This is a genomic window from Rhizobium sp. BE258 (assembly GCF_031457345.1).
Taxonomy (GTDB): Bacteria; Pseudomonadota; Alphaproteobacteria; order Rhizobiales; family Rhizobiaceae; genus Rhizobium.
In genome coordinates this window covers 934504-957422 of record NZ_JAVDWL010000001.1, presented here as the reverse complement: position 1 = coordinate 957422, position 22919 = coordinate 934504, and the positions used below count along the sequence as shown (strand labels likewise).

General features: G+C 61.9%; 26 protein-coding genes and 1 pseudogene. 13 read left to right on the top strand and 14 right to left on the bottom strand.

What is annotated here, in order from left to right; all coding sequences use genetic code 11:
* Nucleotides 1–52 precede the first annotated feature (52 nt).
* Genes J2X43_RS04465 through J2X43_RS04445 form a run of 5 tightly spaced genes read left to right on the top strand, consistent with a single transcriptional unit; the run spans nt 53 to nt 4347 of the window.
* On the top strand, nt 53–1030 hold the full coding sequence (locus tag J2X43_RS04465; RefSeq protein WP_112388413.1) for an ABC transporter permease: 978 nt from the start codon (nt 53–55) through the stop codon (nt 1028–1030).
* A 13-nt stretch (nt 1031–1043) separates the two neighbouring features.
* Nucleotides 1044–1922 carry an ABC transporter permease gene (locus J2X43_RS04460; protein WP_405049567.1) on the top strand — a complete coding sequence of 293 codons (879 nt, stop codon included), beginning with the start codon at nt 1044–1046 and terminating at the stop codon, nt 1920–1922.
* Nucleotides 1919–2722 (top strand): ABC transporter ATP-binding protein, encoded by an 804-nt coding sequence (locus J2X43_RS04455; protein ID WP_112388415.1) that lies wholly within the window; start codon nt 1919–1921, stop codon nt 2720–2722. The genes J2X43_RS04460 and J2X43_RS04455 overlap by 4 nt, the downstream gene beginning before the upstream one ends.
* Complete coding sequence (locus J2X43_RS04450; RefSeq protein WP_310291119.1) at nt 2719–3618, top strand: ATP-binding cassette domain-containing protein; 900 nt, start codon at nt 2719–2721, stop codon at nt 3616–3618. Before J2X43_RS04455 ends, J2X43_RS04450 begins: the two co-directional genes overlap by 4 nt.
* A 51-nt stretch (nt 3619–3669) precedes the next feature.
* Nucleotides 3670–4347 (top strand): spermidine synthase, encoded by a 678-nt coding sequence (locus tag J2X43_RS04445; protein ID WP_112444096.1) that lies wholly within the window; start codon nt 3670–3672, stop codon nt 4345–4347.
* On the opposite strand, the gene J2X43_RS04440 is transcribed toward J2X43_RS04445, so the two are convergent.
* Genes J2X43_RS04440 through J2X43_RS04430 form a run of 3 tightly spaced genes read right to left on the bottom strand, consistent with a single transcriptional unit; the run spans nt 4344 to nt 7424 of the window.
* Nucleotides 4344–5141: an aldolase/citrate lyase family protein gene (locus J2X43_RS04440; RefSeq protein ID WP_112388418.1), complete on the bottom strand. Its 798-nt coding sequence runs from the start codon at nt 5139–5141 to the stop codon at nt 4344–4346. The genes J2X43_RS04445 and J2X43_RS04440 overlap by 4 nt on opposite strands.
* 18 nt (nt 5142–5159) lie before the next feature.
* Nucleotides 5160–6017: a sugar phosphate isomerase/epimerase gene (locus J2X43_RS04435; RefSeq protein ID WP_112388419.1), complete on the bottom strand. Its 858-nt coding sequence runs from the start codon at nt 6015–6017 to the stop codon at nt 5160–5162.
* 39 nt (nt 6018–6056) lie between these two features.
* On the bottom strand, nt 6057–7424 hold the full coding sequence (locus J2X43_RS04430) for an amidase (protein WP_112388420.1): 1368 nt from the start codon (nt 7422–7424) through the stop codon (nt 6057–6059).
* A gap of 234 nt (nt 7425–7658) precedes the next feature.
* On the opposite strand from J2X43_RS04430, the gene J2X43_RS04425 reads away from it, so the two are divergent.
* Together J2X43_RS04425 and J2X43_RS04420 are read left to right on the top strand one after the other, a co-directional pair.
* Nucleotides 7659–7934, top strand: coding sequence for a hypothetical protein (locus J2X43_RS04425; RefSeq protein ID WP_112388421.1), 276 nt, complete (start codon nt 7659–7661; stop codon nt 7932–7934).
* Nucleotides 7935–7993: 59 nt separating this feature from the next.
* Nucleotides 7994–8431, top strand: coding sequence for a DUF1810 domain-containing protein (locus J2X43_RS04420; protein WP_112388422.1), 438 nt, complete (start codon nt 7994–7996; stop codon nt 8429–8431).
* Here the strand turns inward: J2X43_RS04420 and J2X43_RS04415 are convergent.
* Both J2X43_RS04415 and J2X43_RS04410 read right to left on the bottom strand, forming a co-directional pair.
* Nucleotides 8428–8616, bottom strand: coding sequence for a hypothetical protein (locus J2X43_RS04415; RefSeq protein WP_112388423.1), 189 nt, complete (start codon nt 8614–8616; stop codon nt 8428–8430). The two genes, J2X43_RS04420 and J2X43_RS04415, sit on opposite strands and share 4 nt — an antisense overlap.
* 72 nt (nt 8617–8688) lie before the next feature.
* Nucleotides 8689–9312, bottom strand: coding sequence for a TetR/AcrR family transcriptional regulator (locus J2X43_RS04410; protein WP_112388424.1), 624 nt, complete (start codon nt 9310–9312; stop codon nt 8689–8691).
* A gap of 127 nt (nt 9313–9439) precedes the next feature.
* On the opposite strand from J2X43_RS04410, the gene J2X43_RS04405 reads away from it, so the two are divergent.
* The 4 genes and pseudogenes from J2X43_RS04405 to J2X43_RS31030 all read left to right on the top strand — a co-directional run bounded on the left by J2X43_RS04405 (nt 9440) and on the right by J2X43_RS31030 (nt 10461).
* Nucleotides 9440–9658, top strand: coding sequence for a hypothetical protein (locus J2X43_RS04405; protein WP_112388425.1), 219 nt, complete (start codon nt 9440–9442; stop codon nt 9656–9658).
* Nucleotides 9659–9791: 133 nt separating this feature from the next.
* Nucleotides 9792–10034: a type II toxin-antitoxin system Phd/YefM family antitoxin gene (locus tag J2X43_RS04400; RefSeq protein WP_112388426.1), complete on the top strand. Its 243-nt coding sequence runs from the start codon at nt 9792–9794 to the stop codon at nt 10032–10034.
* A pseudogene (locus J2X43_RS31035) lies at nt 10035–10220 on the top strand (PIN domain-containing protein); the annotation flags it as partial. It lies immediately after the preceding gene.
* The gene (locus J2X43_RS31030) at nt 10219–10461 is read left to right on the top strand and encodes a PIN domain-containing protein (protein WP_112388427.1); all 243 of its coding nucleotides are present in this window, start codon (nt 10219–10221) and stop codon (nt 10459–10461) included. The pseudogene J2X43_RS31035 and the gene J2X43_RS31030, both read left to right, overlap by 2 nt.
* Here J2X43_RS31030 and J2X43_RS04390 read toward each other — a convergent pair.
* Nucleotides 10458–12290 carry an ABC transporter ATP-binding protein gene (locus J2X43_RS04390; protein WP_112388428.1) on the bottom strand — a complete coding sequence of 611 codons (1833 nt, stop codon included), beginning with the start codon at nt 12288–12290 and terminating at the stop codon, nt 10458–10460. The genes J2X43_RS31030 and J2X43_RS04390 overlap by 4 nt on opposite strands.
* 178 nt (nt 12291–12468) lie before the next feature.
* On the bottom strand, nt 12469–13665 hold the full coding sequence (locus J2X43_RS04385) for an aminotransferase class V-fold PLP-dependent enzyme (RefSeq protein WP_112388429.1): 1197 nt from the start codon (nt 13663–13665) through the stop codon (nt 12469–12471).
* Nucleotides 13666–13770: 105 nt separating this feature from the next.
* Here J2X43_RS04385 and J2X43_RS04380 point away from each other — a divergent pair, with 105 nt between their 5' ends.
* Entirely contained in the window at nt 13771–14613 is an 843-nt protein-coding gene (locus J2X43_RS04380; protein ID WP_112444098.1) for an IclR family transcriptional regulator, read from the top strand.
* Between the two features lie 9 nt (nt 14614–14622).
* On the opposite strand, the gene J2X43_RS04375 is transcribed toward J2X43_RS04380, so the two are convergent.
* From J2X43_RS04375 to J2X43_RS04350, 6 genes are all read right to left on the bottom strand, one after another.
* Nucleotides 14623–15135, bottom strand: coding sequence for a RidA family protein (locus J2X43_RS04375; protein ID WP_112388431.1), 513 nt, complete (start codon nt 15133–15135; stop codon nt 14623–14625).
* Nucleotides 15136–15154: 19 nt separating this feature from the next.
* Nucleotides 15155–16363, bottom strand: coding sequence for an amidohydrolase/deacetylase family metallohydrolase (locus J2X43_RS04370; protein WP_112388432.1), 1209 nt, complete (start codon nt 16361–16363; stop codon nt 15155–15157).
* Nucleotides 16364–17233: an ABC transporter permease gene (locus tag J2X43_RS04365; protein ID WP_112388433.1), complete on the bottom strand. Its 870-nt coding sequence runs from the start codon at nt 17231–17233 to the stop codon at nt 16364–16366.
* Nucleotides 17233–18174, bottom strand: a complete 942-nt coding sequence (locus tag J2X43_RS04360) for an ABC transporter permease (RefSeq protein WP_162698694.1) — start codon at nt 18172–18174, stop codon at nt 17233–17235. Before J2X43_RS04360 ends, J2X43_RS04365 begins: the two co-directional genes overlap by 1 nt.
* Before the next feature lie 225 nt (nt 18175–18399).
* The gene (locus J2X43_RS04355) at nt 18400–19926 is read right to left on the bottom strand and encodes an ABC transporter substrate-binding protein (protein ID WP_112388435.1); all 1527 of its coding nucleotides are present in this window, start codon (nt 19924–19926) and stop codon (nt 18400–18402) included.
* A gap of 162 nt (nt 19927–20088) precedes the next feature.
* Nucleotides 20089–20964 (bottom strand): sigma-70 family RNA polymerase sigma factor, encoded by an 876-nt coding sequence (locus tag J2X43_RS04350; RefSeq protein WP_112388436.1) that lies wholly within the window; start codon nt 20962–20964, stop codon nt 20089–20091.
* Nucleotides 20965–21078: 114 nt separating this feature from the next.
* On the opposite strand from J2X43_RS04350, the gene J2X43_RS04345 reads away from it, so the two are divergent.
* On the top strand, nt 21079–21537 hold the full coding sequence (locus tag J2X43_RS04345) for a carboxymuconolactone decarboxylase family protein (RefSeq protein ID WP_112388437.1): 459 nt from the start codon (nt 21079–21081) through the stop codon (nt 21535–21537).
* Nucleotides 21538–21587: 50 nt separating this feature from the next.
* On the opposite strand, the gene rhaI is transcribed toward J2X43_RS04345, so the two are convergent.
* Nucleotides 21588–22880 carry an L-rhamnose catabolism isomerase gene (gene rhaI / locus J2X43_RS04340; RefSeq protein ID WP_112388438.1) on the bottom strand — a complete coding sequence of 431 codons (1293 nt, stop codon included), beginning with the start codon at nt 22878–22880 and terminating at the stop codon, nt 21588–21590.
* Between the last annotated feature and the right edge of the window lie 39 nt (nt 22881–22919).

The window sequence follows — 22919 nt, the reverse complement described above, 5'->3', positions numbered from 1 at the left end:
CGGACCCTCGGGAGCGGCTCCCCTCAGCCGCTCCCGGTTTCACGGAGTTTCCATGGCTTTCCTGCTACGCCGCCTGGCTTTCTACTTGGCAGCCTTCATCGCGGCGGCAACGATCAATTTCTTCCTGCCGCGCCTGATGCCGGGTGACCCGGTGCAGATCATGTTCTCGAGCGCCGGCGCCGAACTGCCGCCGGAGAGCCTGCAGGCATTGAAGCTGACTTTCGGTTTCGTGGACGGGCCGCTGTGGCAGCAATATCTGACCTATCTCGGCAGTATCTTCACCGGTGATCTCGGCCGCTCGGTCAAGTATTTCCCGTTGCCGGTCACCTCGGTTCTCGGTCATGCCCTCGTCTGGACCGTCGGCCTGATGGGCACCGCGACGGTCATCAGCTTCACCATCGGCAGCTTCCTCGGCATCCTCGCCGCCTGGCGCCGTGGCAGTGCTTTCGACGTCATCGTCTCGGTCGTGGCGATCTTCGCGACCTCGGTTCCGGCCGTCGTCACCTCGCTGATCGTCGTCTTCATCTTTGGTTTCACGCTCGGCTGGTTTCCGAACGGCTATGCCGCCGATCCGTCGCTCGATCCGGCCTTCACGCTGCAATATATCGGCAGCGTGCTCTATCACGCCGTCTTGCCGATGATCACGCTCTGCGCCGTCATGACCGGCGGCTTTGCCGTCACCATGCGCAACAACATGATCAACCTGCTCGGCGAGGACTATATCGTCATGGCGCGCGCCAAGGGTCTCTCCGACCGGCACGTGATGATCTGGTATGCCGCGCGCAACGCGCTGCTGCCGACCGTCTCGTCGCTGGCGATCGCCATCGGCACCATCCTCGGCGGGTCGCTGGTCACAGAGGTGGTCTATAATTATCCCGGCCTCGGCAACATCCTCTACCAGGCAATCCTAGCCCGCGATTACCCCGTTATCCAGGGACAGCTCCTGATCATGACCACCACCATGCTGGTCGCTAATTTCATCGTCGATGTCAGCTACGTGCTGCTTGATCCGCGATTGAAGGGAGCGTGACATGAAGACCCTCATTTCCGGCCTGCTGCGCAACCGCAAGGCACTCGTCGGCGTTGCCATCATTCTCTTCATCATCATCGTGGCGATCGCCGCGCCTTTGATCACGCAATATGATCCGACGGCGCGCACCGGCCGTCCGCATCAGGCGCCGTCGCTCGATCATCTGCTCGGCACGACGCGCATCGGCCAGGACGTGTTTTCGCGGCTGATCTACGGCGCCCGAACCTCGCTCGCCGTCGGCTTCGGCGCCGGCCTGCTGATCACCATCGTCGGCACGGCGCTGGGGATCATCTCAGGCTACCGCGGCGGCAAGACCGACGAGGTCATCAGCTTCTTCACCAACATGGTGCTCGTCGTTCCGAACCTGCCGCTGCTGCTCGTGCTCGCCGCCTTCATCGGCCAGGCGAGCCCCCTCGTCATCGCCCTGATCCTTGGCGGAACCTCCTGGGCCTGGGGCGCACGCGTCACCCGCGCCGAGACGCTTTCGGTCAAGCAGAAGGACTTCGTCAAATCGGCAGAAACGATGGGCGAGCCGCAATGGCGCATCATGCTGTTCGAGATCTTCCCGAACGTCATCTCGATCGTCGGCATCAATTTCATCGGCAGCGTCATCTTTGCGATCATCACCGAAGCGACGCTGGAATTCCTCGGTCTCGGCGATCCCCGGGCCGTTTCATGGGGAGCCATGCTCTATAACGCACAGAAGGCATCCGCGCTCTCGGTCGGCGCCTGGTGGGATATCCTGACACCCTGCTTCGCACTGGCGCTGCTCGGCATCGGCATGTCGCTGCTGAATTTCGCCGTCGACGAGGTTGCCAATCCGCGGCTTCGCACCGGCGGACAGCTCGGCCGCTGGAAGACATTGATCCGCACCGGGGAGGGCCGCCTGTGAGCCAGCCACTGCTGTCGGTCAAAAACCTGACCATCGACTATATCGGCGAGGAAAAGGATTTCCGCGCTGTCGACAATGTGAGCTTCGATGTAGCGCCCGGCGAAGTCTTCGGCCTTGCCGGTGAATCCGGCTGCGGCAAGAGCACGATCGCCTTTGCCATCAGCCGCCTGCACAAGCCGCCGGCGCTGATCCGCAAGGGCAGCGAAATCCTGCTTGCCGGCCGCGAAGTCCTCGACCTCGACCCGCAAGCCCTTGCAGCCTTCCGCTGGCGCGAAGTCGCCATGGTCTTTCAGAGTGCCATGAATTCGCTGAACCCGGTTCTGCGCATCGAGGACCAGTTCTATGACGTGCTGAAGAAGCACAAGGGAATGACCAAGGCGCAGGCGCGCGAACGGGCGGCCGAGATGCTGAAGCTCGTCGATATCGCCCCGGACCGGATGCGCAACTACCCGCATCAGTTTTCCGGCGGCATGCGCCAGCGCATCGTCATTGCCATCTGCATGGCGCTCGATCCGAAGCTCGTCGTCATGGACGAGCCAACGACGGCACTCGACGTCGTCGTCCAGCGCGAAATCCTGCAGCGCATCAACGAGCTGCGCCGCCAGTTCGGCTTCTCGGTGCTGTTCATCACCCATGATCTCGGACTGATGGTGCAGTTCTGCGACCGCATCGGCATCATGCTGGCGGGCAAGCTCGTCGAGCAGAACAGCGCCGAAGACATCTACAAGAACCCGCAGCACGACTATACGAAGAAGCTCTGGGCCTCCTTCCCCTCACTGCATGGAGGCGTGCTCGCATGAGCGAAGCGATCCTCTCTCTCGACAAGGTCGATAAGACGTTCGGACACGGCAGCTCGACAGTGCATGCCGCGCGGTCGATCTCGTTTGCGCTCCACCCCGGCCGCGCCCTGGCGCTGGTCGGCGAATCCGGTAGCGGCAAAACGACCTGCGCCCGCATGGCCATGCGCGAATATGCGCCGACCTCGGGCCAGATCCTCTACAAGGGCAGGCCGGTCGAAGCTGCGGGCCGCGCTGAAATCGCCGACTACCGGCGTTCGGTGCAGATGATCTTTCAGGATCCCTTCGCTTCGCTGAACCCGGCGCATACGATTGCCTATCATCTGACACGGCCGCTCAAGCTGCACCGCCCCGATATCAAGGCGTCGGCGATCGAGGCAACAGTGCGCGAGCTGCTCGAGCGCGTGCGCCTTGACCCCGATCTCGTCGCCCCGAAATATCCGCACGAGCTCTCCGGCGGCCAGCGCCAGCGCGTCAACATTGCGCGTGCGCTTGCTGCAAAGCCCGAGATCATCGTGGCGGACGAGCCGACCTCGATGCTCGACGTCTCGGTACGCCTCGGCGTCCTCAATCTGCTGAACGAGATGAAGCAACAGATGAATCTCGGCCTTCTCTACATCACCCACGATATCGCGACCGCCCGCTACGTCGCTGAGGATATCGCCGTCACGTATTCCGGCCAGATCGTCGAATGGGGACCGACTTCAGAGGTGATCGACAACCCGATCCATCCCTATACCCGGCTGCTGCTGTCGGCGGTACCGGATCCGGACGTCCGCTTCGATGATCCGAAGACGCAGCTGAAGCCGGAAGAGGTCGATGGCATCCGCAAGGCGGCTGCCGCCACCCAGGACACCATCATCGAGGCATCGCCGGGACATTTTGCCCGCAGCCTGTGACTTCATTTATCGCTTGTGCTAGGGGAGCGGCCGAACGGAAGGCGAAACGGCATGCTCCCCTGGATCGAACTCGACAAGGCAACCATCCCCGGCGACGGCGGCGACCTGCGGCTCAAGCAGCGCGGCTCGGAATTTTCCATCATGCTCGGCGCCAACGAGCTGATGAACAGCCGTCTCAGCGGCTCGGAAGAAGCCCTCGCCACCCTCTCCTACGAGCGCATCAAGAGCCACAAGCGGCCGAAGGTGCTGATCGGCGGTCTCGGCATGGGTTTCACACTGCGGGCGGCGCTCGCCGTTCTCCCCGGTGATGCCGAAGTCGTCGTCGCCGAGCTGGTTCCGGCAGTCGTTGCCTGGGCACGCGGGCCTATGGCCGAGGTGTTCAAGGGATGCCTGGATGATCCGCGCGTGACGATCTTCGAGGGTGATGTCGGCGAAGCGATCCGCGCCGCAAAGGCTGGGTTCGATGCGATCCTGCTCGACGTCGACAATGGCCCGGACGGGCTGACCCGCAAGTCCAACGACAGGCTCTACGATTTCGGCGGCATAAGCGCGACCAAGGCCGCACTGCGCGCCGGCGGCGTGCTGGCCGTCTGGTCGTCGGGACCGGACACCAGCTTTACCCGCCGGCTCAAGGATGGCGGCTTTGCCACCGAAGCGGTGAGTACGCGCGCCGGGAAGGGCCGCGGCGCGCGTCACGTTATCTGGCTGGCGGTCAAGCCTAACCGTTAAGCCTTGAAGCCCTTCCGGGCGGCCGCAATCTCGCGGGCGGCGCCATTGCGCAACTGCGTGGAATCGCCTGCCGCGATCACCAGATCGCAGCCGAGCGTCAGCATTTCGCCGGCCCGCGCGCCGTCGCTGCCAAAGGCACAGACGAACTTCTTGTGCGCCCGGCAGCGGGCGATCACATGCGACAGCTCCTTGTCGATCTCGGGCGTATCCGGCGCAACCTTCGCACCGTTGGACAGCGCGATCGAGAGATCCGAAGGGCCAACGAAAATGCCGTCGATACCATCAACGCCAAGAATATCGTCGACTGCAGCGAGTGCTGCCCGGGTCTCGACCATGGCGATCGTCACGGTCAGGTCGTTTGCGGTCTTCAGATAATCGCCGGCCGAAATGCCCGTGTGATTCAGGGCCAGTGTCGGTCCCCAGCTGCGCTCACCGAGCGGCGGATATTTGGTGAAGCTAACCAGTGCTTCGGCATCCGCCTTGGAGTTCACCATCGGCGCGATGATACCGGAGAAACCGGCATCGAGCAGGCGCGAGGCAGCCGCGAAATCGCCGACCGGAATGCGCGCCAGCGCCGGCTTTCCAGCCGCCCTGATCTGCGAGACGGTCGCCGCCGCAGTGCCGAGGTCCCACATGCCGTGCTGCATATCGAGGACCAGCGTGTCGAAATCCTCCTGCGCCAGATGATTGACCATCAGCGGCGAGGGAATGCCGATCCAGGCTGAAACCAGACCGCCGTGGCCGCCCTTTTTGATCCTCGCCGCGAAGCCGTCGATAGCCGATGGGGCGCTCATGTCATGTCTCCTTGCATTTCAAGCGATTGCGCGTTGGCGCGTGTCCAAGAAGTCCTCGATGAAGGCCTTCTGCAAAAGGATGCCATCCCACTCGTCCGCGAAGAAGGGCGAGTCATAGATCAGCGTGAACGGCCCGGTGTAACCCGCCGATCGGCTGGCCTCCAGGCATTTGCGATAGTCGTCCGAGTCGAGCCCGGAGGCATTGTAATCGGCCTTGGCGTGGCAAAGCTCGGCGCGGCCCATGATATCGGCGAGACCGGCATATTTCGCAGGCGCCGCCCAGTTGCCGAGGTCGCCGTTGAGCCCGATCTTGCCGTCGAGACCGTCGAGCAGCCAGTTCATCTCTTTGGGTGCCGGCAGCAGGTCGAACCAATTCTCGACAACGATGCGAACACCGCTTCCGTCAGCCTGCGCGGCCAGCCATTTCAGTTTCGTCAGCGCCCGCTGCAGGTTTTCTTCCGACGGCTTCTGCTTGCCGGCGATGACGCGCATATTTTCGGCGCCGAGCGCCTTGGCGATTTCGATCCAGCCGGCCATCCAGCGGATATCGCGCTCGCTGTTTTCAGGATGGCTCGGATCGCCGTCTTCGACGAGCAGCGTCTGGAACAGGATACCCGACGCCTTCATCGCCGCGCGAAACTCGGCCAGGTAGGCCGGATCGAGGCTCGGCAGATGGAAGGAGCAGACTTCGATGCAATGGATGCCGCGCTCGGCAAGCTGCTTCGGCAGTTCTATCAGCGATGCCCCGCCTGCCCCGTACGGCTCCTGGCGCGCAGCGCTCTTTGCCGGATCCGGGCTGTAGGGATAGGTCGGCCCCAAAAGGCGGTGCAGTGACCAGGTGGAGACCGCGAAGCGGCCGTTCGGCAGTGACGTCATTATCTTACTCCTCCGATTTCAGATAATTTTCGGGCCCGCTCAGAACCCCTCCTGCACCGCCGGCTCGATCGCGAGCGCCGCCGAAAGCAGCGCTTCGTCGCAGTTGGCAGGCGCTGACAGCAGGAAGCCGACCGGCATATCCGCATCGCCGCGGCCGCAGGGCATCGAGACGCCGCACCAGTCGAGGAAATTGCCGATGAGCGTGTTGCGCAAGGTCTTGCCGTTGACGGCGATGAAGAGCTCGTCATCCGCTTCCAGCGGCGCGATCGGCGGCGCGACGTGGGCGACTGCCGGGAAGGCGAGCAACCGGCCAGCGATCAGCGCCTCGCTCTCGGCGATCATCCGGCGGCGTTCAGCCAGAATGGCGATATAATCGGCAGTGGTCGTGCGCTCGCCGAGCCGGGTGCGCATGACGACGCGATGGTCCATCCGCGCCGCTTCCGGCCCCGCCAGACGCTCGCGGTGCAGGGCAAAGGCTTCTGCGGTGACAAGCGCACCGTATCTTGCCATCAACGCGAAAATCTCGTCGAAGACTGGCATCTTGATGCGCGTAAAGCGGACGCCCTTGCGGCTCAGCCGCTCGACTGTGGCTTCGAAGGTGGCGACAACACCGGGCTCGGCACCGTCGAATACAACATTCTCGGGAATGACGACTTCAAGACCTTCGATCGGGCGCCGGGTGATCTCGGACGAAGTCCGGCCGCGCATTGCTGCGTCCACCCACACGGCATCCTGCACTGTGCGACAGAGCGGACCAAGCGAATCCAGATTTCCGGACAATGGGAAGACCCCGCCCATGGCGTGACGGCCGTGGGTTGCCTTGTAGCCGGTGATGCCGTTCAACGCCGCCGGAATACGCACCGATCCACCGGTATCGGTGCCCATGGCAACCGGCACGAGGCCCGCGGCGACGGCAGCGCCCGCACCCGAAGACGAGCCGCCCGGAATGCGCGGCTGGTCCTTGCCGTGCGGGTTGTGCGGCGTGCCGTAGTGCGGATTGATGCCGAGGCCAGAGAAAGCGAATTCGCTCATATTGGTGCGGCCGACGGCGATCATCCCGGCCTGCTTCAGCGCCGTGACGATAGCCGCATCACTCTTTGCCGCCGGCGCATCGGACAGAACGGTCGAGCCCGCCGTCGTCGGGATGCCCTCGATATCGAAGAGATCCTTCCAGGCAATCGGTATGCCATCGAGCACGCCGAGCGACCGGCCCTGCCTCAGGCGCTCGGCCGATGCCTTGGCTTCCGAAAGGGCGCGATCCTCGGTCAGTTCGAGGAAAATCGTCTGATCCGGATAGGATGTGATACCGGCAAGGATCGATTCCGTCACTGCGACAGGATCCGCTTCACCGCTTTGAATAAGGACAGAAAGCTGCGCAATGGACATCGCGCCATATGATTTGGTCATGGAAAAAATCCGCAATCTCTGCTGGGTCAAAGAACTATCGCGGATCGCCGATCATCGCCAGTACCGGATTGGGCAATAACGTCTATTGATACCATTTTCTGAACACAGCGTTTGCTGAGCGACGGCTTAAATTCAATGAGGCGGCTACATAAATGTGTGGCGCACGCGGGCTCCCACCCGCTGTGAGCGGTTAGCTCATGGCAGGTCTCGCGGCGATACTCGGAGTTTCATGCCATGACCAATTTTGACAGTTTTAGCGCCGGCGACGGCGAGCAGGATTATGCCGAACATGTGAAGGCCCAGAGGCTTTCAGGCATTGAGCGGCTCGTAGTCGTATCAGCGATCGCGCTTCTTGCGATCGTCGGCCTCACCGGCCACTTCACCACGCCTGTCGCAACCGATCCCGTGACGACCTCGGCAATTGCCGCGCCCGTCACCGCTGTTCCGCACCCCCACCACCATCTGGATGCGTGCCGCGAATATAGCCCCTACGCCGAAAGGGGCTGCTGACGGCAGCATGATGGAAATCCACGCAGCCTCCCATATGTTCCCCGCAAGGGAGGCGCCCCATGTCCAGTGACCTGAACTACGATCTCGATCGTTTCATCGACGCACAAAACGGCATTTATGGCCAGGCTCTGTCCGAGCTGAAGGCAGGCCGCAAGCGATCGCACTGGATGTGGTTCATCTTTCCGCAGATCGCAGGACTTGGAACTTCATCGATGGCGGAGAAATACGCCATCCGCTCTGCCGAGGAAGCTGCCGCCTATCTCGCCGATCCGATCCTTGGAACCAGGTTGCTTCGCTGCGTCGATGCGATGCTGGCGGTGGATGGCCGGAGCGCTCATGACATTCTCGGGTCGCCGGATGATCTGAAGTTCCGCTCGTCGCTCACGCTGTTTGCCGCGATCAGCGACCACGGCTCGCCCTTTCACCGGGCGATCGACAAATATTACGAGGGAGAATTCGACAGGCGGACTGTCGAGCTTCTGGACGCTGCAAGTTAGCCGCCCGGCGAATGTTCCAGATTGTCGATTTCCTGGGTGACTTCGCTGAGGCGCTGCCGCAGATCTGCTTCGGTACCGTCTTCTATCTCCTCGTCGCCGAAGCAGTCGCGTGCCTCGTGCAACTCAAGCTTGGCTTCAAGCTCGGCGCGCTTGGCATAGAGACGATGGAGATAGGTGTAGTTCATATCACTGCCACGGGTTCTTCCTGACCAGGAAGGTAACGCCTCGCCGCCGCGGAGGTTCCACGGCGGTGTGCTTCAGCAATAGGAGGCGACGGCAGCACTTGCCGCTTTGGCGAAATGGCTGCAGCAGCCATCGCTGCCCATCGACTGACGCGTCACGCGCGCACCTTCGAGAAGCAGAGTGAGCGTATCGGCCAAAAGCTGCGGCTCGCTGGCGCCGGCTGCGGCGCAAAGCGCGACGAGGCGCTGACGCTGATCGGCCTTGTGGCGCTCAATGACGCCATAGGCCGGATGGCCCTCGCCCTTGAGCTCGATCGCCGCATTGGCAAGATCGCAGCCCGCCGGCTCGCCGTTCAGACAGTGCGCGCGGCCTTCGACCCAGGCATCGAGCTGGGCACGCGGATTACCCGGGTGAGCGGTTTCCAGATCACGCCAGATCTGCTCCGCCTTTTCAGAGGCGCGCCGCAGCGTTTCGCAGATCAGCTCATCCTTGGAGCCGAAATGCCTGTAGAGCGTCATCTTGTTCGTAAGAGCCGCATCGGCAATGGCATCGACGCCGATGCCGCGGATGCCATGCTCGCGGAAAAGCTCCGAGGCCGTCGAGACGATACGCTCCCGCGGAGGGATCTTTTCGTCCGTGATGCCTTGGGCGATTTCAGTCGAAGTTTCTGATTTTTTTGAGGACGAAGTCCTTGACATCGATGTGACCGATCGGTAACAAATGCATTGTTACTTACCGGTAACACCGCCGATCGCGAGAGTCAATGCCGAGAGGGCAGACTGCGGCTGCGGAACACGGGCGACCGCCCACGAAAGGAGGACTACCATGACAAAGGCCATAGATTTGACCATTTCCGAAGCTCTTCGCGACCCGCTGATCGCCATGGTGATGCGCGCCGACGGCGTGAAGCTTGAAGACTTCAAGCAACTCCTGGAGACGGCCGCACGTAAACGCGAGCCGAACACCTCCAAGGTCGGCAATTTCATCAACGCCATCGCCAACCGGGCCTCCGCAAATCCGTCTACGGTTTGCTGCTTCGGTTGACATCCGGGGACCTTCCCTGCCCCCGTGCGAAAGCCGCCGCGATCCCCCACGCGGCGGCTTTCGCTGTTTTATGCGCTTGCCCCTCACCTCTCTCCGGTAATATGACCCTCTCGAGACCCATGAAGGTGCGGCGATGACGCAGGTTAATCTTGAAGACGTGAAGGCGCATTTCAGCGAACTCGTCGAACGCGTCGAGGCAGGCGAAACCGTGCAAATTCTGAAACACGGCAAGCCGGTGGCCGAAATCGTTCCGATCAGGAAACCCAAGACACCGATCGACCTCGAAGCGTTGCGGGCATTGCGCCAAGCGCAGCCGAAGCAGAGCGTCGATTCCGGCACTTTCATCCGCAGCATGCGCAACAGCGAACGGTACTGAATGTTCTATCTCGACACGTCCGTCATTATCGCCGCGCTGGTCAACGACGATTCAAGCGAGCGGGCCAGCGCTTTTTTGTGGGACGCGGTGAACACGAGCCGCGTGGTTGTCAGCGATTGGACGCTGACCGAGTTTTCGTCGGCAATCGCGTTGAAAATCCGCGCCGGGCAGCTGAACAGCCAATATCAGGCCGAGATCCAGCAGGTCTTCGAGGGATTGGTCCACGAGACCTTCGAGCTGGTTTGCCGTCGAAAGACGCCACTTTGCCCTTGCGGCGAAACTTACCGCCCAGCGAAACGTCGACCTGGGGGCCGGCGACGCACTGCACCTGGCTTTGGCCGAGGAAACGCGCGCGCAACTCGTAACGCTGGACCGCCGCCTGGCGGATGCAGGCGCAGCACTCGAAATCCCTGCGCGGCTGATCTAGACCGCCACTAGATGCCCGGGTGACACTTCCCGGTATTCCAGCGGCTTGATCGCGTAATCGACGGGCCGAATGGGGCTCTTGATCTCGTCGTTTGCCACCGCCCGTTTCTCGCTCCTTCTGTCGGGATCGGGCACGGGGACTGCCGCCATCAGCTTTCTCGTGTAGTCGTGCTGCGGATTTCCGAAGACCGCCGCGCGCGGGCCGATCTCGACAATTTCACCGAGATACATGACCGCGACGCGATGGCTGACGCGCTCGACGACGGCCATGTCGTGGGAGATGAACAGGAAGGCGAGGTTCAGGCTCTGCTGCAGATCGAGCATCAGGTTGATGACCTGCGCCTTGATCGAGACGTCGAGAGCCGACACGCTTTCGTCGGCGACGATCACCTTTGGCTCCAGCGCAAGCGCCCGGGCAATGCAGATGCGCTGGCGCTGGCCGCCGGAGAATTCATGCGGGAACCGCGAGGCCATGTCGGGCGTCAACCCGACCTTGGTCAGGAGATCGGCGACGCGCTCCTTTGCCTGCTTTGCCGTTCCCATCTTGTGTTCGAGATAAGGTTCGGCAATCGCATCGCCGACACGGATGCGCGGGTTGAGGCTGGCGAAGGGGTCCTGGAAGATCATCTGCACGATCTTTCGCATCTCGCGCATACCCGACTTGTCGAGCGCCAGCACATCCTTGCCGTCGGCGATGACGGAACCACTCTGCGCTTCGATCAACCGCATGATCGCGCGGCCGGTGGTCGATTTTCCGCAACCGGATTCGCCAACCAGCGACAGCGTCTCGCCGGCATGAAGATCGAAGGAGACGTTTTCAACGGCGTGAACGCGGCCGGTCAGCTTGCCGAAAAGACCGGAGTGAATGTCGAAGCGCTTGGTGAGGTTCTTGACCTCCAGAACCGGACGCGCCGTGGCAGCGACCGTATCTGCGGTCTGCACCGGAATATCGGACTCGCCGGTCGCCGTGTTGACGACCGGAAAGCGCAGCGGCCGCTCATAGTTCTGCATCGAGCCAAGCACCGGCACAGCCGATAGGAGCGCCCGCGTATAGGGATGCTTGCCGCGGTGGAAAATATCGGCGGTCTCGCCGGTTTCCACCTGCTCGCCCCGATACATGACGACGGTCCGGTCGGCGATTTCGGCGACGACGCCCATGTCGTGGGTGATGAAGAGGACCGACGTCCCCTGCTCTTCCTGCAGCATCTTGATCAGGTCGAGGATCTGGCCCTGGATTGTCACGTCGAGTGCTGTCGTCGGCTCGTCGGCGATCAAGAGCTTCGGCCGCGAGGCGAGCGCCATGGCGATCATCACGCGCTGGCGCATGCCGCCGGAGAACCGGTGCGGATATTCGTCGAAACGCGAGGCCGCGGAGGGAATGCGCACTTTCTCCAGAAGACGTATCGTCTCGGCGCGGGCATCCGCCTTCGACATCGACCTGTGGCAGAGCAGCGCCTCGGAAATCTGGTCGCCGATGGTGAAGAGCGGGTTGAGGCTCGTCATCGGCTCTTGGAAGATCATCGCGACGTCATTGCCGCGAACCTTGCGCATATCCTCTTCGGGAAGAGCAAGGAGATCACGCCCGCCAAGCATGATCTTGCCTTCGATACGGCTCGAATCCGCCTGCAGCAACCGCATGATCGACAGCGAGGTAACGCTCTTGCCGGAACCGCTTTCGCCGACGATAGCCACCGTCTCGCCGGGCGCGACATCGAAGGAAACCTCGCGAACCACGGGCTTCCAGGCGCCATCGACCAGAAACGATGTCGTCAGGTTACGGACGGAGAGGACCGGATCAATGGCCTGTCTTTTCTGAGCTTCCGCGATCATGGTCGTCCCCTTCGTTTCAGTTGCGTCCGGCAGTGCTCGGCGCTGCGGCAGCCGTAACCCTCCCCCTTGTGGGGAGGGTTACGGCAGGCGGGAGGGGTTTGTGTAAGATCCCCTCCCCAACCCCTCCCCACAAGGGGGAGGGCTTCACGCACTGCTTCATTCTCTGGGCAATCGGCCCTTAGTCAGGCCAGCGAAGCGCGCCGTCGAAGCGGTGCTTGCTGCGGTTTTCGATCGGCGTCGCGATGATCTCGTTGGAGCCACGCGCCTTGTCGAGTTCCTCGCCCAGACGGCTGGCGACGATCTTTTCCTGGCCCGGATGCAGGTTGCACGGATCGAGATAGAAATAGTGATGCTCGACTTCGTGATCGCGCACGATGATCGGCGGCGTGCCGCGGGCGAGCGCGTCAGCCAGATCCCAGGCGGTGATGTGCGCCTCGTCGGCCTTGACGATCACGCGCATGCGGTCGAGCGGATTGTTGGTCGGATCAGGCTCGATCAGCGCGGTCACGCCCGGACGTCCCTCCAGCTTCTCCTTCCAGAGATTGAGATAGCTGGTTTCCCGCTCGCGAATGCCGGCGTGATCGCGCTTTTCCCAGGCTTCCAAGGCCGCCATGACGCCGAAGATGCTTTCCTTGCCGACCTTCATGCCGCGGCCGATGCCCATGTTCTGCAGGAAGGCGTTGCGGACCAGCTCCTTCTTTCCGGCGACGATGCCCGAGGTCGGGCCGCCCAGGAACTTGTGGCCGGAATAGAGCGCAATATCTGCCCCCTGCTCAAGGAAGATCTTCAGGTCATATTCCGAGGCCGCGTCGACGATGACGGGCACGCCCTTGGCGTGAGCGATCTCGACGAATTCCTTTAGGTTCAGCAGACCGTAATCGACGACGTGGTGCGAGACGACATAGACGGCGGCGGCTGTCTTTTCGGTGATCGCATTTTCCATATGGAAGCGATGCGTCGAGGTCGCCTGTCCCACGAACACGACCTTGCCGCCGGCAAGACGGATCGCCTGATCGACAGGCGCGCCATAGCTGACGACGTGGCCCATCTGCACGAGCACTTCGTTCTTTTCCGTCGTCACCTCAGGCAGCTTCTCGATCGCCAGCAGATTGTTTCCGGTGATGGTGCCTGCGACAGCCAGCGAGATACCTGCCGAGCAGGATGCAGTGACGAAGCCCGCCTCGCCGCCCGTCAGCCGGGCGATGACGGCGCTTGCCTTGCGCTGCAGGTCGTTGACCTCGACGAACTGCGGCAGGATCGCCGACATGGCGGCAATTGCCTCGGGAACGACGATCGACGCGCCGAGGCTGGTCATGGTGCCGGAAACATTGATGACCGGGCGAAGGCCGATCGACGTGCGGATGTCATCAGACATTTGTATCTCCAATTTCGGTGGCCGCTGCGTGAGGGGTGTTGCGATTTGCCTCAGTGACGGCTATGCCATAGTAATGTAATAAACTCGCATATTCAGACGAGGAGCGTGCAATTGGACGGCAAGACATCATCGGCAGTTTACTCCGAAGACGGCGTCTCTGTGGAAGAGGCGGACGGCGGCAAGACTGCGCGCCGTTCGCGCGTAAGCGGTATCGACCGTGCTCTGCAGGTCATTGATTATCTTTACGAAACCGGGTCTCCAGCCGGTGTCTACGCGATCGCGAAGGCCGTCAAGGCGCCGCTCTCCACCGTCTATGTGATCGTCGATGATCTGGTCGAGAAGAACATGCTGTCGCGCAATACGGACGGCTCGGTCTGGCTCGGCTCCCGGCTTTACCACTATGGTCTTGCCTATGCCCGCTCGTTGGATTTCATGAGCGTCGCCACCCATGAAATGCACGACCTCTGCCGCGAGGCGGACGAGACCGTTCAGGTCTGCGGCCGCGACGGCGACTATATGCTGGTGCTTGCCATGGCCGATGGTCCGAGCCATTTCCAGGTCGCGTCCCGCGTCGGAACCCGCGTGCCATTGAACTGGACGGCCTCCGGCCGCCTGCTCGTCGGGCACCTGCCGGAGCCGGAACGCGTCGATCTGTTCAAACGATGCGCCAAGACCTCGCCGACCGGCCGGGCGGAAATGGACGCCGAGGTGCTGTCGAGTTCGGCAGGCGCAGCTTTCCAGTCGCGCCTTTCGATCCAGGCTGGCGAATCCGACTATGCGGTCGCCTGCATCGCCTCGCCGATCTGCGATCGCGACGGCCAGTGCGTTGCCACCATCTCCATCGTCCTTCCCGAGCAGAAGGCCTTTTCGGACGAGAACCGCTACACGGCGCATGTGCGCGCGTCGGCGGAACGCATCGAAAAGATTATGGGCTGGCGCAACCACTGACATTCTCCTCTAGTCGCGCAAGGCGACGATCGCTTCGATCTCGACGGTGATGTTTCCCGGCAACGAGCCGAAACCCACCGCCGAGCGGGCGTGCTGTCCGCGCTCTTCGCCGAAGACATCGATGAAGAGATCGGAGCAGCCGTTGATGACACTCGGATGATCAAGGAAATCAGGCACCGCATTGACCATGCCGAGCAGCTTGACGACGCGCTTGACGCGCGACAGATCGCCGAGTGCATCCTGCATGACGGACAGCAGGTTGATGCCGGTCAGCCGTGCATGCTTGTAGGCATCCTCGACGCTGACGGAGGCGCCGACCTTGCCGGAATGCAGGAAGCCATCGGCCTCCCGCGGCCCCTGGCCGGACAGGTAGAGAATATTGCCTTCGATGACATGCGTCACGAAATTGGCGATCGGCGGCGGCGCCGGCGGCAGGGTGATGCCAAGCGCCGCCAGCCTCTCCTGAGGCGAACCGGATAGTTTGGCGGTGGTTGGAGACGTGTTCACGTAAGCTCCTGTCATGCGATTTCTATCTTCTTTCTTACCGGTAGGAATAGCCGTGGCTGTGACGCACGAGCTTGCGGGCACGCGGGATATAGCGGCTCGCCGTGATCGCCTCGCTGCCGATGACGGCGTAGCGAGGCTCGAAAAGTTTGTTGAGTACCGATACGTCGCCGTTGGAATCGGTCGCTTCGATATCGGAATCGATCAGGTCGAAGATGGTGAAGTCGGCGCGCTGGCCGACAGCCAGGCGATCTTCCATCGACAGCTTGATGACCGAGGCCGGGGCATGGGTGACGGCTTCCACGACCTTGTCGAACGGCATGCCGACCGACAGCAGCTTCGACATCGTCGTCGCCAGATCCCAGACCGGGAAGTTCATCGAATGGCCATGCAGGTCGGTCGAGATCGAAAACGGCAGCAGCCCGCGATTGATCGCCGCTTCCGCCACCTTGAAGGAGAAGGAGGCGCCACCATGGCCGATGTCGAGGCGGATGCCCTCGCCTGCGCAACGTTCCGCGAGATTGAAGAGATCCTCGTCTTCCATGATGCTGGAGCCCGCCTTGCCGTTGAAGCAGTGGGTGACGACGTCGCCAGGACCGAGGATTTCTAGCACTTCGTCATAGAGTGCCGGCGGCTCGCCGACATGCACCATCATCGGGATCTTCAGGATTTTGGAGATCTTCTTGCCGAGCTTGACCGGGGTCACACCCCAGGAGCCGGTGATGACGTGGCTGGCACGCACCTTAAGGCCGACGATGTGTTCGCTGTTTTCGGCATAGCACTCGAGAATGCGATCGAGATCGATATCCCTGATATCACGCAGCTCCGCAACGCGGTTACAGGCGACGAGACCGATCGAGCCGAGATTCAGGAAGGCCTTGATCCGCTCTTTCGACGGCTCGATGATATATTCGCGGAAGCCGTGGAAGTTGGCTTCACCGGCGGATCCTGCATCGACAAGCGTCGTGACGCCACGCTCGGCGCCGCATTCGGATGGGCGGATCGAGATATCGGTGCCGCCGTGCCAGATATGGACGTGCAGGTCCACCCAGCCGGGAGAGATCCAGGCGCCCTTGCCATCGACGCGCGTCACGTCCTCGGAGACAGCGAGCTGAGGGCCGATCTTGGCAATCTTGCCGTCGGCATCGACGAGGATATCGACGGCGCCTGCAGGCGTTCCGGCACCGAAAGCCATCGGCTTCACATTGGTGAGGAGGAGCGGCTTGCCCGCTTTTTCACCGGTCATTTACAGGTCCTTTCGAAGTTTTGGATCAAGCATGTCGCGCAGACCGTCACCGACCATCTGGAGCGAGAGCACGGAGAGAATGATGGCGACACCCGGAAACAGCGTCATCCAGTCGGCCTGGCCAATATACTGGCGGCCAGCGGCGATCATCGTGCCCCAGGTCGGAATTTCAGGGCTGACGCCGAGGCCGAGGAAGGAGAGACCGGCTTCGGCCAGCATGGCGCTGGCAAACAGGAAGGTCGCCTGTACCATGATCGGCGACAGCAGGTTGCGCAGCACATGGCGGGTCATGATGTGGAAGGTCGAAATGCCGAGCGCTTGCGCCGCCTCGACATAAGGCAGCTCGCGGATGACAAGCGTCGAGGCGCGAACGATACGGGCAAGACGCGGTGCATAGACGATCGACAACGCGATGATCACTGTCGTCAGAGACGGACCGAGCGCGGCGACGAGCGCGATCGCCAGCAGGATATCCGGAAAGGCCATCATCGCGTCGATCAGGCGGGCAATCGGCGTGTCGAGCTTCTTGAAGAAGCCGGCAAGCAGGCCCAGCGTCACGCCGATCACCGATGACAGCGCCACGACCGCGACACCGACCAGCAGCGACAGCCTGCCGGCATAGATCGTGCGCGACAGCACATCACGGCCGAACTCGTCGGTGCCGAAGAAGTAGGTTCCGCTCGGCGGCTTCAGCCGGTTGACGATCGACAGCTTCGACGGCGAGTAAGGCGCGACCCAAGGGGCCAGGACTGCCAGCAGCACGAAGATGACGAGGATGACGAGGCCGAAGGCAACCGTCTTGCGTCTCAGCAGACGGCGGATGAACTTGCGGTTTTCGCTTTCCGCGGGCTTGATTGCGATATCCGTCATCAGTAGCGCACCCTCGGATCGACGAGCAGATAGAGCATGTCGATCGCAAAATTGATCAGGACGTAGAGTGCCGCGATCACCAGCAGCGCTCCCTGGATAACCGGATAATCACGGCGGAGAACGGCCGAGACGACGAGATTGCCGACACCGGGAAGGCCAAAGACTGTCTCGGTAACAACGGCGCCGGAGATCAGCACAGCCGCGGTCAGGCCGAGAACCGTCAGGATCGGAATCAGCGCATTCTTCAGCGCATGCTTGAGGATCACCTTGCGCTCGACCAACCCCTTGGCGCGGGCCGTGCGGATATAGTCGTCACCCAGCACGTCGAGCATCGAGGCACGGGTGAAGCGAAGGATCAGCGCCGACGAGACGATGCCGAGCGCGAAAGCGGGCAGGGTCAGGTGATACATGCGGTCGAGAAATGTCGAGCCGGGCCCGCCATAGCCCGACACCGGGAACATCCCGAAGCGGACAGCGAAAACCTGCATCAGAATGAGGCCCAGCCAGAAGCTCGGAATGCTGGCGGCGAACATCGCCAGTGTCGTTGCCGCCTGGTCGACGAACGAGCCGCGCCGGTAGGCGGCGTAGATGCCGATCGGCAGCGCGATCAGGCTGGCGATCGCGAGCGAGAAGATCGTCAGGAAGAAGGTCGGTTCGGCACGGTCGAGCAGCGCCGATGTGACCGGCATGTTGAGGAAGATCGACTGGCCGAGATCGCCCTTCAACAGCTGGCCGATATAATAGATGTATTGCACCACGAGAGACCGGTCGAGGCCGAGGCTGGCGCGCAGATCGGCAATGTCCTGCGGCGTCGCATCGGGGCCGAGCATCACGGCCGCCGGATCACCCGGCGTGACGCGCACGATGACGAAGACGATCGTGACGACGAGAAACATCACGACGATCATGCCCGCAAGGCGCTGGAGAATGTAGCGTATCATTGAGGCATGCACCCCGCACACGGTTGGAAGTAGACGGCGGCAACAATCACTCCCTCATTCCTGTGCTCGTCAAAGGAATCCAGCGCGCCCAAGTCCTTGGGCGCAGAAGACCCTGTGACGCAATTCAGGTCATTCACGGCGCAGACGCGCCGTGGCTGGATCCCTGTGACGAGCACAGGGATGAGGGGGTGGGGAGCAGCAGCCGCCATCATCAGAGGCCCGCGATTACTTCTTGACGGACGCGTTCCAGAAGTAGGGCCACGGAGCCGGATCGACGCCTTCGAGTTTGGTCGACTTCGCCGAGACGGCGTTGAAGTCGCCGATCTTCATGTAGGGAAGCTCGTCATACATCGCCTTCTGGACATCGGCCCAGAGCGCGATGCGCTTCTGCGGATCGACTTCCGAGGTGAAGGCATCGACGGTCGTCTTGCGCGCCGGCGTATCCCACCAGCCGGGCGAGCTCGGCGACAGCGAACCGATCAGCGCGGGTTCCGGCAAGAACGGGCTATGGGTGATGTAGATGTCCCAAAGCTTGGAGTCCGTGCGGCGCTGCGTCAGCGTTGCCCAATCGACGACCTGCAGGTCGACGGTGAAGCCGGCAAGCTTCAGATACTCGGCGGCGACCTGCGCCATCTTGTAGTGGAATTCGTACTGGCGGCTGGTGAGGATGCGGATCGGCTCACCATTGTAGCCAGCCTTTTTCGCAGCCGTTGCAGCGCCTTCGGGATCCGCGACGTTATAATTGCCCTCGACGCCGGCATCGGTGTTCCAGGCAAACGGCTTCGGGTAGATATCGCCGTCGAGCGTGTAGAAATCCGTGCTGCCGAAGGCTGCCGCCAGCATGTCTTCCATGCTGAGCGCCTGACGGATCGCCTTGCGGACCTCGACATTCTTGGCAACGCCCTCCTTGGTGTTGAAGACGAAGACCGGATAGCCGAAGGGCTTCAGGATGACCGGCTGCGAGGCGCTCGATGCCTTCAGCTTGTCGAAGGATTCGACCGGGATGGAATCGACATAATCATACTGGCCGGAGACCGCAGCCTCGACGCGGGTATTGGCATCGGGAACCGGCACGAAGCGGATTTCGTCGAGATACTGGTGGCGCGCACCACCATAACCGTCGCTCTCGCCATCGCGCGACTTGTAGCCGTCGAAGCGCACGAGCTGGATATACTGGTCGGCCTTGCGCTCCTTGAGCATGTAGGGGCCGGTACCGATGAATTCCTTCATCGGCTCGTCCTGCTTTTCGGACGGAATGATGATCGCGGCGGAATTGTTGAAGGCGAGCAGCGAGGTCAGCGGCGCATAGGGCTGCTTGAGCACGATCTTCACGGTCGCCGGATCGACGGCAGTGATCGAATCGATGAAGCCGACGACCTGCTTGCCGCGCGAAGCGATCTTCGTCCAGCGATTGAGCGAGGCGACGACGTCGTCGGACGTCATGTCGGTATTGTCGTGGAACTTGATGCCGGTGCGCAGCTTGATCGTGTAGGTCTTACCGTCGGCGCTGATCTCCGGCAGGCTTTCGGCCAGAAGCGGCGTAACGTTCCACTTCTTGTCGAAGGTGTAGAGCGTCTCGAAAATGTGTTGCGTGACGATGCCGACGAGATCGGCGGTGGAGGACATCGGATCAAGCGTCGGCGGTTCGCCGATCGTGGCGACGTTGATGACGCCACCCTTTTCCTGAGCCATCAATGTCGTCGGCAGTGCGACCAGCGCGGTGCCAAGAAGGAATGCGACTAGAGTCTTCATTTGCATGCTCCCGGTGAATTGTTCCACTATTATGTTATGTCAGGCTTAATAATAGAATATCGGCGGAAGTGGTCCTGTCAACCGGTAAAGTGGCTCTATGAGCAGAAATGAAAAGGCATGCGCAGAGACTGCGCACGCCATCGCCTGCGGAAGACCATATGCCTAATGATGGAACGGCGTGTATTCGAGGCGCTGAAGATGATCTGCATCGGCAATGGCCTCGATGCGCGAGATTCGGTCTCCATCGAAGGCGATGAGTGCCGCAATGCGCAGCTCGCCCTGGATATGAACGATGAAGCCAAACCCATCGTCGATGAAGGCACCCTGGGCGCCGCGCGCGCGCCCGTTGAAGGTGGTTGCCACGGCATGCGCGCCGTGTAGCTCACCCGTATCGCCGAGCCGCAAGGCCGCAGCATCCGGCACGAAGGCAACGTCGGGATGCAGAAGCGACAGCAGCGCCTGGAAGTCACCGTTGCGTGATGCCGCCAGGAATGCCGTCACCAGCGTCTTTCGCCGCTCGATATCCGCAGCAGGTATCTCCGGCTTCCCCTGAATCCGCCGCCGCGCCCGGCTCGCAAGCTGCCGCGCCGCCTCGGATGTCCGGCCGATGATTGGCGCGATATCGTCGAAGGGAATGTCGAACATATCGTGCAGCACGAAAGCGACGCGTTCTGCCGGGCCGAGCTGATCGAGGACAACCAGCATGGCAACGCCGACCGAATCGGCAACCAGTGCCTCGCGCTCCGGATCCGCGGATGCCTTGGTGTCTGCTATCGTTTCGTGGACCGGAAGATCGAGCGGCTCTTCACGCCGCGTCTTCTTCGAGCGCAGCATGTCCAGGCAGATGCGGGCAACCACGGTGCGAAGCCAGCCGCCGATATTCGCCACCTCCCCGGCATCCGAGCGGGAAAGCCTCAGCCACGCCTCCTGGACGGCGTCATCCGCCTCGGTGCTCGAGCCGAGCATACGGTAGGCCACTGCCTTCAGATGCGTCCGGTTGGTCTCGAACTGGTCTGCCAGAAATTTCTTCTCGTCCATCTGTCACATCCTCCTCGCGTGTTCCGTCAACACCATGACGAACGGCTGCCGGCCGATGTGACAACGGATGGCAGCGTAATCGTTCAAACCACGAAATCGACAAGGAGACATAACATGCAATCAAGAATGGGAAATCCGGCCGTTGTTCTTCCTGAAGCCATGCAGGCGCTGATGGCGCTGAGCAGCGTCCCGCAAAAAGTCGGGCTGTCGCCGAAGCTGCTGGAACTGGTCAATCTGCGCGCCAGCCAGATCAATGGTTGCGGCGTCTGCGTAGACGGCCATCCGCGCATCGCCCGAAAGCTCGGAGAAACGGACGAGAGGCTCTTCGCCGTCGCGGCCTGGCGCGAAGCGCCGTATTTCTCCCATCAGGAACGCGCAGCTCTGGCACTTACCGAAGCCGTCACACGGCTCAGCGACCGGGCAGACCCTGTGCCGGACGAAATCTGGGACGAGGCCACCCGTCATTTCGACGGCAAGAGCATTGCAGCTCTCGTCATCGCCATTGCCAATATCAATGTCTGGAACCGGCTGAACGTCGCCACCCGGCAGATCGCCGGTGAATGGAAGCCCTGAACGCAAAGGGCCGCTGTTGAGGACAACGGCGGCCCGAAGCCTTGCAAAGCTTAAATTATCCCGCCGCCACCGGCAGCTGAGGCCGGACGCTCGGCCGAGACCTTGTTGCGGTAGCCGCTGGCGCGATAGGTCGCGACCGGATCGATGGCGCCGCCGGCGCGGCGCCGGGCTTCGGCGAGGATCGGCTCGACATCGGCACGGTAGGCGCGCTTCAGCGTTTCGGTCGCCATCAGTGCATCGTTTCCATCCTGGTAACCAGCCAGCGCCTTGCGATCGACGAGCAGCGCCTGCGCATAGGCGCGGCGGATTTCGTTGGCGCTGTTGATCAGGCTTTCGATCGGGTCCGTCACGTTATGCGACTGATCGATCATGTGTGCCGGGTTGAAGTCATTGACGCCACGCTGCTCGGCATCGACAAGCTCGTTGAAGACGAGGAACAGGCGGTAAGGCTCGATCGAGCCGGCGTCGAGATCGTCGTCGCCATATTTCGAGTCGTTGAAATGGAAGCCGCCGAGCTTTCCGAACTGCACCAGACGGGCGACGATCATCTCGATATTGGTGTTCGGCGCGTGGTGGCCAAGGTCGACGAGGCACTGTGCCTTGGGGCCGAGCGTCTGGGCTATCAGGTAGTTTGTGCCCCAGTCCTGCACGATGGTCGAATAGAAGGCCGGCTCGTACATCTTGTGCTCGGAGAACAGCTTCCAGTCGTCAGGCAGAGCCTTGTAGATGTCGGCCATGGAGGCGAGATAGCGCTCGAAGGCCCGGGTGAAATTGCTCTGGCCCGGGAAGTTCGAACCGTCGCCGATCCAGACCGTCAGCGCCTTGGAGCCGATCGCCTTGCCGATTTCGATGCATTCGAGATTGTGCTCGACGGCCTGCGCCCGCGTTGCCGCATCGGTGTGGCTCAGCGAGCCATATTTATAGGAATGCTTCTGGCCGGGCGCATCGGAAAAGGTGTTGGAATTCATCGCGTCGAAGCCGAGGCCGAGTGAATCACCCTTTGCCTTCAGCTCCTTGGCATCCATCTTGTCCCACGGAATGTGCAGAGAAACATTGGGCGTCGCCCGCGTCAATTCGTTGATCACGGAGCAATCTTCGAGCTTGTCGAAGATGCCGCGCGGCTCGCCGGTTCCCGGAAAGCGGGCAAAGCGCGTGCCGCCGGTGCCGACGCCCCAGGAAGGGACGGCGACGAAGAATTCCGAAACGCGGCGCGTGACTGTTTCAATGTCGATGCCGCGGCGGGACAGCGTCGCGCCCAGCGCGTCATAGTCTTCCTTGAGCGCCGCTGCACGCTTGTCGTTTTCCTGCGCGATCACATCCTGCGCGATCTTGAACTCGGCCATGATTTCCTCCCGATCTGCATCGCGGCCTGGAGAGGTCCG

Coding starts and splice junctions, on each gene's coding strand:
- J2X43_RS04465 (WP_112388413.1), top strand. CDS start 53: ATGGCTTTCCTGCTACGCCGCCTGGCTTTCTACTTGGCAGCCTTCATC.
- J2X43_RS04450 (WP_310291119.1), top strand. CDS start 2,719: ATGAGCGAAGCGATCCTCTCTCTCGACAAGGTCGATAAGACGTTCGGA.
- J2X43_RS04445 (WP_112444096.1), top strand. CDS start 3,670: ATGCTCCCCTGGATCGAACTCGACAAGGCAACCATCCCCGGCGACGGC.
- J2X43_RS04440 (WP_112388418.1), bottom strand. CDS start 5,141: ATGAGCGCCCCATCGGCTATCGACGGCTTCGCGGCGAGGATCAAAAAG.
- J2X43_RS04435 (WP_112388419.1), bottom strand. CDS start 6,017: ATGACGTCACTGCCGAACGGCCGCTTCGCGGTCTCCACCTGGTCACTG.
- J2X43_RS04430 (WP_112388420.1), bottom strand. CDS start 7,424: ATGACCAAATCATATGGCGCGATGTCCATTGCGCAGCTTTCTGTCCTT.
- J2X43_RS04425 (WP_112388421.1), top strand. CDS start 7,659: ATGACCAATTTTGACAGTTTTAGCGCCGGCGACGGCGAGCAGGATTAT.
- J2X43_RS04420 (WP_112388422.1), top strand. CDS start 7,994: ATGTCCAGTGACCTGAACTACGATCTCGATCGTTTCATCGACGCACAA.
- J2X43_RS04415 (WP_112388423.1), bottom strand. CDS start 8,616: ATGAACTACACCTATCTCCATCGTCTCTATGCCAAGCGCGCCGAGCTT.
- J2X43_RS04410 (WP_112388424.1), bottom strand. CDS start 9,312: ATGTCAAGGACTTCGTCCTCAAAAAAATCAGAAACTTCGACTGAAATC.
- J2X43_RS04405 (WP_112388425.1), top strand. CDS start 9,440: ATGACAAAGGCCATAGATTTGACCATTTCCGAAGCTCTTCGCGACCCG.
- J2X43_RS04400 (WP_112388426.1), top strand. CDS start 9,792: ATGACGCAGGTTAATCTTGAAGACGTGAAGGCGCATTTCAGCGAACTC.
- J2X43_RS04390 (WP_112388428.1), bottom strand. CDS start 12,290: ATGATCGCGGAAGCTCAGAAAAGACAGGCCATTGATCCGGTCCTCTCC.
- J2X43_RS04385 (WP_112388429.1), bottom strand. CDS start 13,665: ATGTCTGATGACATCCGCACGTCGATCGGCCTTCGCCCGGTCATCAAT.
- J2X43_RS04375 (WP_112388431.1), bottom strand. CDS start 15,135: ATGACAGGAGCTTACGTGAACACGTCTCCAACCACCGCCAAACTATCC.
- J2X43_RS04370 (WP_112388432.1), bottom strand. CDS start 16,363: ATGACCGGTGAAAAAGCGGGCAAGCCGCTCCTCCTCACCAATGTGAAG.
- J2X43_RS04365 (WP_112388433.1), bottom strand. CDS start 17,233: ATGACGGATATCGCAATCAAGCCCGCGGAAAGCGAAAACCGCAAGTTC.
- J2X43_RS04360 (WP_162698694.1), bottom strand. CDS start 18,174: ATGATACGCTACATTCTCCAGCGCCTTGCGGGCATGATCGTCGTGATG.
- J2X43_RS04355 (WP_112388435.1), bottom strand. CDS start 19,926: ATGAAGACTCTAGTCGCATTCCTTCTTGGCACCGCGCTGGTCGCACTG.
- J2X43_RS04350 (WP_112388436.1), bottom strand. CDS start 20,964: ATGGACGAGAAGAAATTTCTGGCAGACCAGTTCGAGACCAACCGGACG.
- J2X43_RS04345 (WP_112388437.1), top strand. CDS start 21,079: ATGCAATCAAGAATGGGAAATCCGGCCGTTGTTCTTCCTGAAGCCATG.
- rhaI (WP_112388438.1), bottom strand. CDS start 22,880: ATGGCCGAGTTCAAGATCGCGCAGGATGTGATCGCGCAGGAAAACGAC.